Origin of the sequence: Actinoplanes italicus (assembly GCF_003001815.1) — a bacterium.
In the GTDB taxonomy this organism is placed as follows: domain Bacteria; phylum Actinomycetota; class Actinomycetes; order Mycobacteriales; family Micromonosporaceae; genus Actinoplanes; species Actinoplanes italicus.
Genome location: NZ_PVMZ01000016.1, coordinates 218,917 through 234,267, shown reverse-complemented (window position 1 = coordinate 234,267; position 15,351 = coordinate 218,917). Strand labels below are relative to the sequence as shown.

The following is a 15,351-nucleotide window of genomic DNA, read 5'->3' as shown; positions in this document are numbered from 1 at the left end:
ATGGGCGTAACCGCGTCAGTGGTGATGCGTTCTCGCGGATTCTTCGCCGAGCTCGCAGTCGCCGAGAATATCGACGATCTTCCGTCCCAGCCGCTTGAGGCCGTCCCGCCGGCGGTTGTCGTCGATCTCCACCGGGTCGTAGTGATTGATGGCGCTGATGTAGCCCGTGGCGACGTACGGTGCCGAGCCGTCGGCCGGGAAGAACAGCGTGCTGATCGTGGTGAGCGCCAGTTTCCGGTTGCCGACGAACAGCTCGTCCTGGCCGCGAAGCAGGCTTCCGAGCAGGTGCCGGCCCCGGATCCGCCTGCCCTTGTAGAGCTCGTCGAAGTCACGCGGGTCCCACGGGTCGGCCTTCTTGTCGCGGTCGGTCCGTCGGTCCGCGGGCATGTCGGACCGGTCCGGTCCGGCCAGGGCCTCGGTGCCGGCCAGCGTGGCGGTGGCGGCCGTGACCGCACCCGCCGCGCTGTATCGCAGCACGTCGCGACGTTTCATGTCAGTCATGGAAATCCTTCTCTGTAAAACGCCTCAGGCGGCGCGCCGCACCATGAAAGCAGATAGCCGGGCAAGCTCCGGTGCGCGTACTCCCGCCGTAGTAAAATGGGCGTGTCGGATCATCGAAAGGATTACCACCGCCACCGGACCGTCGTTGGGTTCGGCGAGCGGTGACGATTTCCGGAAACATTCTTCCGGACGTCGATGATTCTCGGGATTGGCGATGATTTAAATGCGCAATAGTCAAGGCAGGCAGATTCGCGGGGCAACGCGGCGGATGGTCGCCGTGGTGGCGGTAGCCGTCGGGGCGCTGGCCACGGCCGGCACGGCCACGGCCTGGTCGGCCACCGGCGAGAAGGCGGCGCCGGCCGTCGACCAGGGGCCGAAGCTCGGCTTCTACGAGACCTATCGTGGCCACCAGATCATGGGCTGGGGCAGCGGTGACACGGCCTGCGCCTACATCGACGGCAAGCGGCTCGTCGTGTACCCGGGCGACAGCGGCCAGTACACCAGCGCCGTGCAGGGCTTCCAGCCCGAGCGGAGCCTGCGGGCCATCACCAGGGCCTCGGTGAAGACGCTGGGCGACAACGCGCTGTCCGCGGACGCCGAACCGGCGGCACACTGCCCGCAGTTCGAGATCAGGACCCCGGTCGCCACGCCGTCGGCCACTAAGTAGCGTCGTACTCCTTGCGGGCCGCCTCCACCTCGCCGAGGTGTTCGGCGGCCCACTCGGTCAGGTGGGCGAAGATCGGGGCGAGGCTGCGGCCCAGGTCGGTGATCTCGTACTCCACGCGGGGCGGCACCTCGGGGTGATAGGTGCGAGCCACGAGCCCGTCACGCTCGAGTTGCCGCAGCCGCTGGGTGAGCACCTTCGGCGTGATCGTGGTGATCCGGCGCTGCAGTTCCACGAACCGCTGCCGGCCCTGGTAGTTGAGCGACCACAGGATCGGGGTCGTCCACCGGCTGAACACGATGTCCACCACCGGCGCGACCGGGCAGGCCCGCTCCGGATCGTCTGTCGCTTCCACGTCGGGTAGTCACTTTCCTCTAGGTACCTACTATCTTCGCGATGCTAGCTTTCCCGCGTCCACAACGGACGAGACGGGGGAGCTGATCATGATCGTGGTGACGGGAGCGACCGGGAACGTCGGTCGCGTACTGGTGCGGTCGCTGTCCGCGGCCGGCGAACGGGTGACGGCGGTGTCGCGGGCAACGATGCCGGTGGACGTGCCGGACGGGGTGCGGCACATCAGGGCCGACCTCGCCGAGCCCGAGACGCTGCGACCGGCGGTGGACGGCGCCCGCGCGCTGTTCCTGCTGGTCTCAGGCGCGGGCGCGCATCTGGCGCCCGGCGACATCCTCGACGTGGCGAAGGCCGGCGGGGTCGACCGGGTGGTCCTGCTGTCGTCGCAGGCGGCGGGCACCCGGCCGGAGTCGGTCTCCCACGCGCCGCTGCGCGGCATCGAGGACGTGGTGCGAGGGTCCGGCATGGCCTGGACGATCCTGCGCCCGGGCGGATTTTATTCCAATGTGTACGGCTGGGCGAACCCGATTCGCGCCGAGCGGACGGCCGCCGCACCGTTCGGCGATGTCGGGCTGCCGCTCGTCGACCCTGCCGACATCGCCGAGGTGGCCGCGGTGGTTCTGCGCGATGACCGGCATGCCGGCCGGATCTACGAACTGACCGGTCCGGCTCTCACCACGCCGCGTGACCGGGCCCGCATCCTCGGGGAGGCGCTGGGCGAGCCGGTCCGGTTCGTCGACCAGACCGTCGACCAGGCCCGCGAGCAGATGCTGACGTTCATGCCGCCCCCGGTCGTCGAGGGAACGCTGGCGATCCTCGGTTCACCGCTGGCCACCGAGCAGCGGATCAGCCCGCACATCGCGGAGATCCTCGGCCGTGCCCCGCGATCCTTCTCGGACTGGGCGCGCCGCAGCGTCGACGCCTTCCGGTAGGACATGTTCCCAGGTCGGGAGGCGCGGAAGCCTGCGCGCCCCGGCTGGGACGCCTTATGACGAGCGGAATCCATGGCCGGGGTACGGCTGACGGCTCGCACGGTTCTCGCGCCGGGAGCTCTCGAAGCCTTCGCGGTCAGGGTGAGAGCCCGTCGGCCGTAGCTCAGCCGTGGAAGCCGGCCGCTGAGGCGCGGAGCGCGATGTTGCGGAGCGCGATGTTGCGGAGGGCGATGTTGCGGAGGGCTCGGTGCTGCGGCGGTGGGGTCGCACGTAGCTGCTGCGTGCGACCTTGCCGTCGCGGTGGCGACAGTGGGCGTCCGCGGTCCTGCAGCGTGTGACCTCACCGTCGTTGCCGACGACGTCGGGAGCACACCCGAAGCCCTGGCGTGTGCTTTGCCGCTCACGGGTGGGTGATGGCAGCACGTGGAACGGCCCGCCGTGATCGTTCGGCGGCCCTCGGCCCCGGCCCCCGCCCCGCCTCGGCCCCCGCCTCGGCCCCGGCCCCCGCCCCGGCCTCGGCCCCCGCCTCGGCCTCCGGCCCCGCCCCGGCCTCCGCCCCCGCCCCCGCCCCGGCCCCGCCCCGGCCCCGCCCCGGCCTCCGGCCCCGGCCCCGGCCCCGGCCCTCCGGGCCGCGCGTGGCTGGGCTTGCGGGTGGTGGGGCATGCGGGTGGTGAGGCTTGCGGGTGGCGAAGCGGGGCAGTCTGAGGGCGTCGACATCGGCCCGGCACGACCGTCCGCGCCCGGTGGCCGGCGAAGTGCCGGAAACGTGACCTCGAGGTGCGCCCCGCGTCGGGGCCGGTCTTCGCCGGGTCGCCGAAAACCTCGGCGCTCCGGGACATGGGGGCGCTACCGTGCCTGAGCGATCGATGCTCATGAGCGAATCGTCGTCTCCGGCCCGTTGCGGATCTGGACGGAGCGGGCCGGGGATCCGGAACTCCCCGCGGTTCTGATGATCATGGGATCGTCCGCGCAAAGTGTCAGCTGTCCCGACGCGCTGGTCGAGCGGCTCGTCGAGCGCGGGGTTCAGGTGATCCGTTTCGATCATCGGGACACCGGCCGGTCGAGTGTCGTCGACTTCGACGCCCACCCGTACAACATCAGCGACATGGCCCGCGACTGCCTGGCCGTATTGGACGGTTACGGACTGGAGTCGGCGCACGTGGCGGGTGCCTCGCTGGGCGGCATGCTCGCGCAGTGGCTGGCCGTGCACACGCCCGAGCGGGTCAGGTCCCTGACCGTGATGTCCAGCTCACCGATGAACCATGATCCGCGAGCGTTGTGGGAACGAGCGCGCGCCGGGCTCCCGGCCGACCCGGGCGATCTGCCGCCGCCGGCGACGGAGTTCCTCGCCCACCTGGCGCTCGGGCTGCCGCCGGGTGTGGAATCCGATATCGAGCTGTTCCGAGTCTTCAACGGCCCGGTCCGGCCGTTCGACGAGGACGCCGCGCGGACGATGCTGGAGCTGGCGCTGTCCCGGGCCGTCGACCCGGCGGCCGCGGCCAACCACGGCCGGGCCGTGTGGCGCGATGATCCCGCGCTGCGGGTCTCGCTCTCGTCGATCACCGCGCCGACCTCGATCGTGCACGGTGACCAGGACCCGATCTATCCGCCCGGCCACGGCGAGGCACTGGCCGCCGCAATCCCGGGTGCGACACTTCACGTCGTCCCCGGCATGGGTCACGTCCTCACGTCACCCGGCCTGCCCGAGGAAGTCGCCGACCTGATCCGCCTGTGACCCCTCCCGCGCGGGTGGGGGCGAGGCCGCTCGGCCATCAAGCGTCAGCCGGCCCGCGGTGGGCTGTCCGGCGCCGCGTACTTCACCAGATGGTCGAGGACGGCGAGGGTCAGTTCAGCGAGCTGGGTCCGATCGACCTTGTCGACGTGCAGGACGAACGAGGTGGCGAGCCGCCGGTTCCAGTCGTTGCGGAACACAGGATGGCGGCGGGGTTGTGTACCGGCCTGAACCGCGCTTCGCCAACCGGCGAGAATCGCGGCGTCGGGAGCTCTGACGAGGCCGTCGGTACCGGTGGGAGACAGCGACTTCGCCAGATCTGACAGGCCTCGGTCGTCGAGCATCTTCTTGATCGCCGAGTGCAGCATCGCGGGATACAGGGCACAGGCCAGATCGTGCGCCTCGATCATGGCGGTCTCCGGCTGATCGCCTTCCTCGGCCTCCACGCACGGCCGGAACTCCCACGCCGCCTGCTGATTGCCGCGCCCTTTGCAGCGAACGTCGACTCCGATCCAGGCGTGCCCGGATCCTCCTGGATACCGACGCCAGGCAAGGAACATCGGATTGCCGACTGTGGTGCGGGTCGCCTTTGCCTGCCCGTCGCCAGGGTGATCATGCCGCAGTACGCCATCGAGTTGACGACCGATGCGGCGGGTCACCAAATCGGGGACGTACCAGCCGTTGGCGTGTCCGATGATTCCCTCCGCCTGCTTGTCCCAACTTCGCAGAAGGTTCGTGATCTCCCCGGCGAGCCAGGTCGCATGCGGGTCGCTGCTGCTCTGCCATGCCTCGAACAGCTCGGCGAGCCCGACCGCGCGCCACGGCTTCCGCGGTGTGTCGTCGCGGTCGGGGGAGCAGTAGAACAACGCGGCCTCGGGGTTCTGTTTCGCAGCCCAGGCCTGGTAGCGGTCGAGCTGGTCGCCGTGTTCTCTCGAGGCACCCTTGATTTCCAGCACCGCCACGGGCAGTTCGGCCCGGTAGACGATCAGATCGAGTCGGCCTTTGGCGGCCGGTGCCTCCCGCCGGCACCAGTAGACGCCGTCGGGGAGGCCGAGGATCCGGATCAGCGGGGCGGGATCCTTCTCGAACAGGAAGGCGAGCAAGTCACTGATGTTGTTCTCGCTGGCGACAAGGCGCCCGAGAGCGGGGCTGGGCTCGGACATCCCGCCATCATCCAGCAGCGGCGCCCGAAGCGGGCGAGCATCGCGGAGGCTTGCGGGGCGGCGGTTCAGGCCGTCGAGCGGACGATCACGGTGGACGGCGCGGGCGGGGCGGCGTCGGTCGGCAGGCCCAGCACGGCGCGTGCGGCGCGGCGGCCGTAGCCTTCGGCGTCGATGCGGACCGTGGTCAGGGCGGGCCGCCAGAAACCGCCGTGGCCGGTGTCGTCGAAGCCGATCACGGCGAGGTCGTCCGGCGCATGGAGTCCACGGTCGGCCATGGCGCTGAGCAGCCGCAGTGCCGTGTCGTCGTCGAACGCGGCCACCGCCGTGACCGCAGCATGGCCGTCGGGCACGGCGACCGGCGGCACGACGCGGGCCTGCGCATGGCCGTCGAACGTGGCTACCGCCGTGATCGTCCCGGCGGCCGCCACGAAGTCGTCGAGGGTGAACTCGGCGGGGGCGGGCAGGCCGCGGGTCCGGGCCACCGTGCGGGCCTGCTGCAGGCGCAGCCGGGCGATCCGGGCCAGCCGGTCGTCGGACGGCATGGCGAAACCGATGCGTGTGTGTCCGCGGCCGGCGAGGTAGTCGATCTGGGTGGCGGTGTGGGTGGCGAGCCCGTCGATCCAGCCGCCGTCGAGGCGGTCGGGGTCGTCGGCCGCGTAGACCTTGACCAGGTCGATGACGGCACGCGGGTCTGCGGTCTCGACGGCTCGCCGCAGGGTGGCGTCGCCGGTGCGGCCGTGGCGGACCAGCAGGGTGTGCTCGTGGGCGGCCAGTTCGGCGTCGAGGCCCGCGATGAAGCTGCGCAGGCTTCCGGCGACCGGCAGCTCGCCCACGTTGAGCAGGACGAGCCGGGAGCTGCCTTCGCGCAACGCCCGGGCGCTGCCGTGCGGCACATAACCGAGCTCGGCCGCGGCGCGGCGAACGCGTTCCTGGGTGGCGGGCGGGATGGTCTGGCCCGTCACCCGGTTGAGCACGAAGCTCGCGGTCGTCGCCGAGACGCCGCTCGCGGCGGCTACGTCCTTCAGGGTCACTCGGCTACGCGGCACGGACTGATTCCTCCCAACGGCCGATAGCGTACCGCGTCACTAATTCGATTTAGTGCAGCACATGAAGAGTGTGATGGTGACCGGGCCGGGGCTGACCGCGACCGTCGAGGTTCCGGCACCGGTGGCCGGGCCGGCCGACGTGCTGGTGCGGATCCGGGCGTGCGGCATCTGTGGTTCCGACGGCATGTACATCGCGGTCGGCGGCATCCCGCCGCGGCAGGGCGCTACGCCGCTGGGGCACGAGCCGGCCGGTGAGATCGTCGAGGCCGGCGCCGAGGTGACCGGCCTCGCGGTGGGTGATCACGTGGTGCTGAACCCGATGGCGTCCGGCGACGGCATCATCGGCAGCGGCGGCGCCCAGGGCGGGCTCAACGAGCTGGTGCTGATCCGGGGTGCTCAGGCCGGGGTGCACCTGGTGACGGTGCCGGAGCATGTCCCGTTCGAGGTGGCGGCGCTCAACGAGCCGATGGCGGTCGCGACGCACGCGGTCAACCGGCTCGAACCGAAGCCGGGGCAGACCGCGGTCGTGTTCGGGGCCGGGCCGATCGGGCTGGGCGCGGCGATCGGGCTCAAGCTGCGCGGCGTGGCCCACGTGGTGGTCGTCGACGTGGTGCCGAACCGGCTGGCCAAGGCGCTCAAGGTGGGCGCGGACGCGGTGATCGACTCGTCGCGGGAGGATGTCGCCGCGCGGCTGCTGGAGTTGCACGGGGAGGCGCCGCGCTACTTCGGGCGGCACGGGAAACCGGCCACCGAGCTCTACCTGGACGCGGCCGGGGTTCCGGCGGTGATCGAGACGGTCCTGGCGACGGCCCGGCACGGGGCACGGCTGAGCATCGTGGCGGTGCACAAGAAGCCGATCAGTGTCGACTTCGGCTCCTTGCTGACCAGCGAGCTGACGATCGCGCTGGCCATGGGCTACCCGACCGAGATCTTCGAGGTGACGAAGGATCTGGTCGAGCACTGGGAGCGGTACGCGTTGATCGTCAGCGACGTTCTCCCGTACACCCAGGTGGGTCGTGCTCTTGATCTTGCGGCCACGCCGGGCGCCGCGGACAAGGTGGTGGTCACCCTGCCGTGACGCCCGGCGGGTGCGCCGCTCAGGCGCGGTCGGCGAGGCCGGAGGCGGCGACCGCGGGGAGGTAACCGCGGGCGTGGCCGGTGGCGGTCGGGTGCAGCACCCGGTTGTCGCGCATGCCCTCGGCACCGACCAGCCACGGACGCGGGGTGCACAGGCCGTGGCCGGCGAACGACTGCTCGACGTCGACGAAGCGGACCTTGTTGCGGGCCGCGGCCGCCGCGATAGCGCTGTTCAGGCGGCTGATCACCTGGTTGGCCCGGGTGCGCAGCTTCGCGTTGACCGGGACGGTCGCGCACTGGCGGTTCTTGGCGAACGGCAGCGGGTAACCGGTGATGACGACGCGGGCGTTCGGCGCGGCGGTGGCGACGGTACGGATCATCCGGTTCAGATCACGCGGGAGCACGGTGGCCAGCTTGCGGTTGACCAGGGTGTTCTCGCGCTGGCAGGCGGCCGCGAAGGCCTGGCTCATGCACGTCTGCAGCACCTGCTTGATGGACAGGTCGTTGGCGCCGGCGGTGATGGTGATCAGGCCGGTCTGCCTGCCGAGCACCGAGCTCTGCCGGATGACGTCGGCGGTGGTGGCGCCGATGCACGCCGCGTTGCGCAGCGCGAGGCCGCCGCGCGACTCGCGGGCCAGCAGGGCCGGGTAGGCGGAGGGCGTACGGCCACAGGCGTCCCGGGTGGCCTCGGACCCGTAGCCGGCGGCGTACGAGTCACCGAGCGCGGCGTACTGGAGCGGGGCGGGCGCGACGGACACCGCGACGGCGGTGGCGGGGGCGGCCCAGGCGGTGGCGGTCAGCGCGGCGGCCGCGCACAGGGCGACCACGCGTCGGAAGATCGCAGCAGGGTAGGACATGACAGTTCTCTCCCGTAGGTGCGGCGGTACACGATGAACCGGGGAGGTTCATAACGGACAAACGCACCATACGGCGAAATGTCACCCATCTTGGGCAGGCCGCGCCGTCTCTACTGCAGTCCCGAGCGCACCGACGTGATCCGCTGAGTGTTGAAACCCAGCCAGTGCATCCGCCCCACGTAGCGGGCGTGCTCCACCTTGAGGCACCGGTCCATGATCACGGTCAGGCCGCCGGCCTCGGCGATGTCCGCCCCCTCCTGGTTGATCACCCCGAACTGGGTCCACAGGGCACCGGCGCCCACCGCAACGGCATCCGCCGCGATCTGCGGCAGCGCGCCCGGCGCCCGGAAGACGTTCACCACATCGATGGGTACGGGTACCTCGCGCAACGACGGATACGACGTCTCACCGAGGATCTCGCTCTCCCGCGGGTTCACCGGGATCACCCGGTAGCCGTGCCGCTTCATGTAGTACGCGACGAAGTAGCTGGCCCGCAGCTCATTGCCGGACAGCCCGACGATCGCGATCGTCTGCGCCGTGTTGAGCACACGCTGGATGGTCAGTGCGTCCTGATAGCTCATGCGGTCACCCCCTGGAACGCGTTCGTCAGGTCCCAGATCAGATCGTCCACGCTCTCGGTGCCGACCGACAGCCGTACCGTGCCCGGCCCGACGCCGGCCGCCCGCAACTCGTCGTCGCTGAGCTGCCGGTGCGTGGTGCTCGCCGGATGGATGATCAGGCTCTTCGCGTCGCCGACGTTCGCCAGGTGCGACCACAACTGCACGCCCCGGATCAGATCCTGTCCGCCGTCACGGCCACCGGCCACGTCGAACGAGAACACCGCGCCCGGCCCGAGCGGCAGATACTTCTCGACCAGCGGCCGGTACCGGCTGTCCGGCAGCCCGGCGTAGGTGATGTTCGACGCGCACGGATGCTCCGCCAGGAAGGAGGCGACCCGGCGGGCGTTCGCCACGTGCCGGTCCATCCGCAGCGACAGCGTCTCCAGGCCCTGCAGGAACAGGAACGCGTTGAACGGCGACAGCGCCCCGCCCAGGTCACGCAGCGTCTCGGCGCGCAGCTTCATGAGATAGCCGTACGTCCCGAAGGTCTCATGGAACTTCAGGCCGTGGTACGCCGGGGACGGCTCCGCCACCACCGGGAACCGCCCGTTGGACCAGTCGAAGGTGCCGGCCTCCACGACCACACCGCCGATGCTGGTCCCGTGCCCGCCGATGAACTTCGTCGCCGAGTGCACCACGATGTCCGCGCCCCAGTCGATCGGCCGGCACAGGTACGGCGTGGCGAACGTGTTGTCCACGATCAGCGGCAGGTCGTGCTCGTGGGCGATCCCGGCGATCGTCTCGATGTCGAGGATGTTCCCGCCCGGGTTGCCGATCGTCTCACCGAAGAACGCCTTCGTGTTCTCCCGCACCGCCTTGCCCCACGACGAGGTGTCGTCCGGATCCACCCACGACAGCTCCACGTTCATCTTGCGGAGCAGGTGCTTGAGCTGGTTGACGGTGCCGCCGTAGAGCGCCGACGACGCGACCACGTGATCGCCCGGCTCGAGCAGCGTGAACAGGGCCGCGGCCTGGGCCGCGATGCCGCTGGCGAAGGCGACCGCGCCGCTGCCGCCCTCCAGGTTGGCCACCCGCTCCTCGAAGACGGCCGTCGTCGGATTCATGATCCGGGAGTACGTGTTGCCGTACTCCTGGAGGTTGAAGTAGGCGGCCGCCGACTCCGGATCCTCGAAGACGTAACTGGTCGTCTGGAAGATCGGCACCGCCCGGGCGCCGGTGTTCGGGTCGGGCCGCTGACCGGCGTGCAGCTGACGGGTCTCGAACCCGAACTCGTGCGGCTCTTCTGCTCTGCTCACGCGGTGCCCTCTCTTTCGGTGGCCTCCTGAAGGAACCGCCGGACGATGGGTGTCTGCCGGGCCTCTTCCAGCAGGAAACAATCGTGCCCGTGGGGCGCGTCGATGACGTGGAACTCGGCGGACGATCCCAGGATCTCGCTGATCTCGCGGGAGGCGGCCGGTGGATAGAGCCAGTCCGAGCTGAACGCGATCAGCAGCGTCCGGGCCTTGATCCGGTTCAGCGCGGCGGGTCCCAGCTCGAAGTAGGTCAGCGCCCGCGAAAGGTAGAGATAGGTGTTGGCGTCGAACCGGCGGACGAACGCGGCGGCCTGGTACCGCAGGTAGCTCTCCACCTCGTACTCGGGCTCGGTGATCGTGTAGTTGAGGCCGTTCTGGAAACGCCGCCCGAACTTCTCCGCCAGCCCCGGCGCGGACAGGTAGGTGATGTGCCCGACCATCCGCGCGACGCCCATCCCGGCGTCGGGGGAGCGGCCCGTCCCGTAGTAGCGGCCACCCTGCCAGTCCGGATCCCGCATGATCGACTCACGGGCGATGGCGTTCCAGGCCACGCCCTGCGGCTGCAGCGCGTGTGTGGAGGCGATCACCACGATCGACGTCACCTGATCGGGGTAATCCACGGCCCACTGCAGGGCCTGCATCCCGCCGAGCGAGCCGCCGGCCACGGCCGCGAGCCGCTCGACGCCGAGCACGTCGAGGAACGCCCGCTCGCAGCGGACCATGTCGGCCACCGTGATCACCGGGAAGTCCGGGCCGTACGGCTCGCCGGTCGCCGGGTCGATCGAGGACGGGCCGGTCGTGCCCCGGCAGCCGCCGAGCAGATTGGTCGACACCACGAACCAGCGGTCGGTGTCGAACGCCTTGCCCGGCCCGATCATGCCGTCCCACCAGCCCAGGCCCCTGGCGTAGCCCTCGCGGGTGCCCTCCTCGGGCGGCGTGGCCGCGATCCCGGCCGCGTGGGCGTCACCGGAGAGCGCATGGCAGACCAGGATCACGTTGTCGCGTCCGGGGGACAGCGTGCCGTACGTCTCGTAGGCCACCCGGACCCCGGACAGTTCCCGCCCGCAGTCCAGCGGCAGCGGTGCGGGCAGGTCGAGGTAGCGGGTCTCGACGACGCCGACGGATCCTGGGCTCATAACTTTTCGAAGTTATGCCAGGTCGGCTGGATTGTCTAGCAACTCGATGGGTCTTGTGGATCAAGGTCCGGGAGGGAAGGATCGCGGGTATGACCACCACCGATAACGGAGTCAACGTCCAGGCGCTGCTCGACGCGCGCGAAGCCCTCAAGGGCGCCCCCGAGGCCGCCCAGTTCACCTGGCGAGCCACGTCCAAGTGGGACAAGGGCGTGCACAGCACCACCACGATCAAGAACTTCTACGGCCTCGGCGCCGAGCAGTCGCACAAGAGCGAGACGGTGTTCGCGGCCGACCACCCGGAGGTGTTCGCGGCCGAGGACAACGGCATCACCCCGATCGAGTACCTGCTGGTCGGCCTGGCCAGCTGCCTCACCGCGGGTGTCGCCTCGGTCGCCCAGAACCGCGGGATCCAGCTGAACTCGGTCACCGCCACGGTCGAGGGCAACCACGACATCCGCGGCATCCTCGGCGACGCCGACGTCCGCAACGGCTACAACGACATCAAGGTCACCTTCAACATCGACGCCGACGCCTCCCCGGAGGACATCGAGGCGCTCGTGGCCCAGTCGCAGAAGCGGTCGGCCGTGTTCGACGCGCTCACCAACCCGACCGACGTGACCGTAGAGGTCGCCTGAGCGTGGCCGATCGCGTCACCACGGTCGTCGTCGGGGCCGGGCACGCCGGGCTCGCTGCCAGTCACTTCCTGCGTTCGCGGGCGATCGATCACGTCGTCCTGGAGCGCGGGGAGGTCGCCAACTCGTGGCGGACCGAACGCTGGGACTCACTGCGGCTGCTCACGCCCAACTGGCTGAGCCGGCTGCCCGGCCAGGACTACGACGGACCCGACCCGGACGGGTACATGACGATGACCGAGGTGATCGGATTCATCGAACGCTTCTCCACGGGCGCGCCTGTCCGGACCGGCGTGAATGTGGAACGCGTAGAGCGTACCGAAGAAGGGTTTGAGGTTTCCTCGAGCGCCGGAGACCTGGCCTGCCGGTCGGTGATCATCGCAAGCGGGGCCTGCAATGTTCCCATCGTGCCGGACTTCGGGGAACTCGGCGTCCATCAGGTCACCCCGTTCGACTACCGCCATCCCGACAAGCTTCCGGACGGTGGTGTGCTCGTGGTCGGTGCCTCGGCGACCGGGGTGCAGCTCGCCGCCGAGCTGCGGGCGTCCGGGCGGCATGTGGTGCTGTCGGTGGGGGAGCACACCCGGATGCCGCGGCGGCATCGTGGCCGTGACGTGCTGTGGTGGATGCACGAGAGCGGGGTGTGGGCGCAGCGTTACGACGAGGTCGAGGATCTCGAACGGGCCCGGCGGCTGCCGTCCCCGCAGCTCGCCGGGGGCGCCGACGTCGATCTCAACACGCTGACCGCGGCCGGCGTCGAGCTGGTCGGGCGGCTGGCCGCGGTCCGGGACGGGTCGGCGCTGTTCTCCGGCGGGCTGCGTAACGTGTGTTCGCTCGCCGACCTCAAGGCCAATCGGATGCTCGCCGGGTTCGACGAGTGGGCCGGGATCTCCGACCGCGTCGTCCTCGAACCGACCCGTGTGCCCGGCAAACCACGACTGCGGCTCGATCTGCGGTCCGGTGAGATCAGCACGATCGTGTGGGCGACCGGGTTCCGGCCCGACTACTCCTGGCTGGACGTGCCGGTCCTCGACGATCGCGGGCGGCTGCGGCACGACGGCGGCGTGACCGGCGTTCCCGGGCTGTACGCCCTGGGCCTGCCGGTGCTACGCCGCCGCCGGTCAACCTTTCTGCACGGCATCGAGGACGATGCCCGGCACGTCGTCGATCACCTCGCCTTGCGGCTCAGCGGCACCTTCGACCAGTCGGTGTCCGAGGCCAGGTAGAAGCTCGGGTAGGACGGCTGGTTGTAGGTGGTCTGCTGGCGGGCCACCTCGACCCGGTACTGCGGGTCGTGCATCAGCGTGTACAGCTTGTGGTTGGTCACCTCGGTGCTCAGGTGGATCCGGATCGCCGAGCTGTCCACGGTCCGCACCAGAAGCTCCTCGCGCCAGTCGCCGAGGATGTCGGCGACCAGGCTCGGGTTGCCCTTCGTGCCGTTGTTGGTGCGGGTGCCGTCGGCGGTCAGCAGCCGGCCCCGGGCCCAGTCGTCGATCGTCGGCGTCACGTCCTGCGCGCCGTTGACGATCTGCGTCGTCAGGTCGCCCGACCAGCGGATGCTGGCGTTCGTGCCCGGGATCGTGCTGGTCAGCACCTCACCGGTGGCGCTGTGCAGGCCGAGCGCCTCCGAACCGCCGGGCATGCTCGCCCACGACTCGATGCCGCGCGTGGCCGTCAGCACGTCACCGATCATGCCGCGGCCGGTGTCGCGCCCCGAGTAGGTGCCGAACAGCACCTCGCCGGTCTTGGCGTCGCGCATCGCCATGCCGTACGGCGCCGAGGTCGCGCCCTCGTGGACCGTGAAGATCTCCTGGCCGGGGCGGTCCGGGTCGATGTCGGTCACGTGCATGGCGTCGCCGTGCCCGAGCCGCGCCTGTTCGCCGGTCGGGAGCGCGCCGAACGACGAGTACAGGACGTCACCGTCGTCGTCGATCGTGGCCGAGCCGTAGACGATCTCCTGCTTGCCGTCGAGATCCACGTCCGCGGCGCTGAGCGAGTGGAAGCCCTGCGTGGTCAGCTTTCCGTATTCCGGGGACGTCCCGTCCCGCCCGTGCGGCGAGTCGTTGAACGGGTTCGTCATCGGCGTCCAGCCCGAGTCGACGTACCAGTTCTCCACCAGCCTGCGGCCGTTCCAGTGATACGCCACCAGCGTCGTTCGGGTGTAGTAGCCGCGGGCGAACACCGCCGACGGGCGCTTGCCGTCCAGATAGGCCACCCCGGACAGGAACCGGTCCACCCGGTTACCCGGCTCGATCCGGGCCATCGCGTAGTCGCCCCACATCAGGCCGTCGTCGTGGCGGCCCGGCTTGTACTTGACGGTCTGCAGCTCACGGCCGGTCGCGCCCTCGAAGACGGTCAGATACTCCGGACCGTCGACGATGAAGCCCTCGAACGCGCGCAGGTTGTTGCGGGTCGAGCGCGACGGGGCGTACACGTCCATGAAGTAGTCGGTCAGCTTCTCGGCGTCCGCCCGGCTCAGCGGGTACGTGTACTGCGGCGCGATGCCGAACGCCTGCTCCAGGGTGGCGGGCCAGTGCCCGGCGACCACCTCGGGATGCTTGTGCCAGCCCAGGAACATGTCGACGACGTGCTGGTAGTAGCCGGCCGCGCTGAGCCGGTGGTCCTCGGTCGGCGCGTGTCCCGGCGTCGTGATGAACCGCTCGTGGCCGTTGCGGATCGTCTTCGTGCCGGGCGCCGTCTTGAGCATCATCTCCGAGCGGCCGTCGCCGTCGAAGTCGTAGACCAGGAACTGCGTGTAGTGCGCACCGGCCCGGATGTTCACGCCCAGGTCGATGCGGTGCAGCAGGGTGCCGTCGGCGCGGTAGGTGTCGATGTAGACCGGGCCGGTCCAGCCGACCTGCGAGACGTCCTTGGAGTTCGACGGGTCCCACTTGACGACGTACTCGTACCGGCCGTCGCCGTCCACGTCGCCGACGCTCATGTCGTTGGCCGCGTAGGTGTAGACCTCGCCCGCCGGGGTCACGCCGTCCGCCGGCTTCTGCAGCGGCAGCTCGGTGTAGCCACCGGCCCACGGCGTCACGGTCCGCGAGTTCCCGACCCGGTACTTGGAGGTGGCGGTGCCGTCGCGGTCGAGGAAGTTGGTGCTGTCGGTGACCGTGGCGATCCGCCTGCCGTCACGGTAGACGCCGAAGTTCGCGCCGGTCAGGCCGGTGGCCGAGTGGCCGGTGGCCTCGTTCGCCAGCAGCCGCCAGCTCAGGAACACGCCCTCACTGGTCGAGGCGGCGACCAGTCCGCGATCGAGGCGTTCCAGGCGTGGGCCGCGCGGCTCGGCCGCCGCTGGGGACGCGGGCACGGCGGCGACCAGCACGGCTGCCGCGACGCACGCTTTCCAGAATCTTGCGGTACGGGGATGCATGCTTCTCGTCT

General features: G+C 70.2%; 15 protein-coding genes. 6 read left to right on the top strand and 9 right to left on the bottom strand.

Annotation, left to right across the window (positions count from 1 at the left end; genetic code table 11):
- Window positions 1-15: 15 nt before the first annotated feature.
- The gene (locus CLV67_RS33395) at window positions 16-501 is read right to left on the bottom strand and encodes a tyrosinase family oxidase copper chaperone (protein ID WP_106325595.1); all 486 of its coding nucleotides are present in this window, start codon (window positions 499-501) and stop codon (window positions 16-18) included.
- 280 nt (window positions 502-781) lie between these two features.
- Here CLV67_RS33395 and CLV67_RS33390 point away from each other — a divergent pair, with 280 nt between their 5' ends.
- Entirely contained in the window at window positions 782-1,168 is a 387-nt protein-coding gene (locus CLV67_RS33390; RefSeq protein WP_170154096.1) for a tyrosinase family oxidase copper chaperone, read from the top strand.
- Here the strand turns inward: CLV67_RS33390 and CLV67_RS33385 are convergent.
- Window positions 1,161-1,520, bottom strand: coding sequence for a winged helix-turn-helix transcriptional regulator (locus CLV67_RS33385; protein ID WP_106325591.1), 360 nt, complete (start codon window positions 1,518-1,520; stop codon window positions 1,161-1,163). The two genes, CLV67_RS33390 and CLV67_RS33385, sit on opposite strands and share 8 nt — an antisense overlap.
- Before the next feature lie 88 nt (window positions 1,521-1,608).
- Between CLV67_RS33385 and CLV67_RS33380 the strand changes: the two genes are divergently transcribed.
- Together CLV67_RS33380 and CLV67_RS33375 are read left to right on the top strand one after the other, a co-directional pair.
- The gene (locus CLV67_RS33380; protein WP_106325589.1) at window positions 1,609-2,448 is read left to right on the top strand and encodes an SDR family oxidoreductase; all 840 of its coding nucleotides are present in this window, start codon (window positions 1,609-1,611) and stop codon (window positions 2,446-2,448) included.
- Between the two features lie 898 nt (window positions 2,449-3,346).
- Complete coding sequence (locus tag CLV67_RS33375; protein ID WP_239166288.1) at window positions 3,347-4,183, top strand: alpha/beta fold hydrolase; 837 nt, start codon at window positions 3,347-3,349, stop codon at window positions 4,181-4,183.
- A gap of 44 nt (window positions 4,184-4,227) precedes the next feature.
- Here CLV67_RS33375 and CLV67_RS33370 read toward each other — a convergent pair whose 3' ends face one another.
- Both CLV67_RS33370 and CLV67_RS33365 read right to left on the bottom strand, forming a co-directional pair.
- Entirely contained in the window at window positions 4,228-5,283 is a 1,056-nt protein-coding gene (locus tag CLV67_RS33370; RefSeq protein WP_146169383.1) for a PD-(D/E)XK nuclease family protein, read from the bottom strand.
- Window positions 5,284-5,408: 125 nt separating this feature from the next.
- The gene (locus CLV67_RS33365) at window positions 5,409-6,389 is read right to left on the bottom strand and encodes a LacI family DNA-binding transcriptional regulator (RefSeq protein ID WP_106325585.1); all 981 of its coding nucleotides are present in this window, start codon (window positions 6,387-6,389) and stop codon (window positions 5,409-5,411) included.
- Between the two features lie 61 nt (window positions 6,390-6,450).
- Between CLV67_RS33365 and CLV67_RS33360 the strand changes: the two genes are divergently transcribed.
- A complete protein-coding gene (locus tag CLV67_RS33360; RefSeq protein ID WP_106325583.1) occupies window positions 6,451-7,467 on the top strand; it encodes a zinc-dependent alcohol dehydrogenase in 1,017 nt (338 codons plus the stop codon).
- A gap of 19 nt (window positions 7,468-7,486) precedes the next feature.
- On the opposite strand, the gene CLV67_RS33355 is transcribed toward CLV67_RS33360, so the two are convergent.
- The 4 genes from CLV67_RS33355 to metX all read right to left on the bottom strand — a co-directional run bounded on the left by CLV67_RS33355 (window position 7,487) and on the right by metX (window position 11,332).
- The gene (locus CLV67_RS33355) at window positions 7,487-8,323 is read right to left on the bottom strand and encodes an SGNH/GDSL hydrolase family protein (protein ID WP_106325581.1); all 837 of its coding nucleotides are present in this window, start codon (window positions 8,321-8,323) and stop codon (window positions 7,487-7,489) included.
- A 110-nt stretch (window positions 8,324-8,433) separates the two neighbouring features.
- Window positions 8,434-8,904, bottom strand: coding sequence for a CoA-binding protein (locus CLV67_RS33350; protein WP_106325579.1), 471 nt, complete (start codon window positions 8,902-8,904; stop codon window positions 8,434-8,436).
- Entirely contained in the window at window positions 8,901-10,199 is a 1,299-nt protein-coding gene (locus tag CLV67_RS33345; RefSeq protein ID WP_106325577.1) for an O-acetylhomoserine aminocarboxypropyltransferase/cysteine synthase family protein, read from the bottom strand. The genes CLV67_RS33350 and CLV67_RS33345 overlap by 4 nt, the downstream gene beginning before the upstream one ends.
- Entirely contained in the window at window positions 10,196-11,332 is a 1,137-nt protein-coding gene (gene metX / locus CLV67_RS33340) for a homoserine O-acetyltransferase MetX (protein WP_106325575.1), read from the bottom strand. Before metX ends, CLV67_RS33345 begins: the two co-directional genes overlap by 4 nt.
- 89 nt (window positions 11,333-11,421) lie before the next feature.
- Between metX and CLV67_RS33335 the strand changes: the two genes are divergently transcribed.
- Together CLV67_RS33335 and CLV67_RS33330 are read left to right on the top strand one after the other, a co-directional pair.
- Entirely contained in the window at window positions 11,422-11,967 is a 546-nt protein-coding gene (locus CLV67_RS33335) for an OsmC family protein (RefSeq protein ID WP_106325573.1), read from the top strand.
- A 2-nt stretch (window positions 11,968-11,969) separates the two neighbouring features.
- Window positions 11,970-13,190, top strand: coding sequence for an NAD(P)-binding domain-containing protein (locus tag CLV67_RS33330; RefSeq protein WP_106325571.1), 1,221 nt, complete (start codon window positions 11,970-11,972; stop codon window positions 13,188-13,190).
- Here the strand turns inward: CLV67_RS33330 and CLV67_RS33325 are convergent.
- Entirely contained in the window at window positions 13,133-15,340 is a 2,208-nt protein-coding gene (locus CLV67_RS33325; protein ID WP_106325569.1) for a rhamnogalacturonan lyase, read from the bottom strand. The two genes, CLV67_RS33330 and CLV67_RS33325, sit on opposite strands and share 58 nt — an antisense overlap.
- Window positions 15,341-15,351 lie beyond the last annotated feature (11 nt).

Coding starts and splice junctions, on each gene's coding strand:
- CLV67_RS33395 (WP_106325595.1), bottom strand. CDS start 501: ATGACTGACATGAAACGTCGCGACGTGCTGCGATACAGCGCGGCGGGT.
- CLV67_RS33380 (WP_106325589.1), top strand. CDS start 1,609: ATGATCGTGGTGACGGGAGCGACCGGGAACGTCGGTCGCGTACTGGTG.
- CLV67_RS33360 (WP_106325583.1), top strand. CDS start 6,451: ATGAAGAGTGTGATGGTGACCGGGCCGGGGCTGACCGCGACCGTCGAG.
- CLV67_RS33355 (WP_106325581.1), bottom strand. CDS start 8,323: ATGTCCTACCCTGCTGCGATCTTCCGACGCGTGGTCGCCCTGTGCGCG.
- CLV67_RS33350 (WP_106325579.1), bottom strand. CDS start 8,904: ATGAGCTATCAGGACGCACTGACCATCCAGCGTGTGCTCAACACGGCG.
- metX (WP_106325575.1), bottom strand. CDS start 11,332: ATGAGCCCAGGATCCGTCGGCGTCGTCGAGACCCGCTACCTCGACCTG.
- CLV67_RS33335 (WP_106325573.1), top strand. CDS start 11,422: ATGACCACCACCGATAACGGAGTCAACGTCCAGGCGCTGCTCGACGCG.
- CLV67_RS33325 (WP_106325569.1), bottom strand. CDS start 15,340: ATGCATCCCCGTACCGCAAGATTCTGGAAAGCGTGCGTCGCGGCAGCC.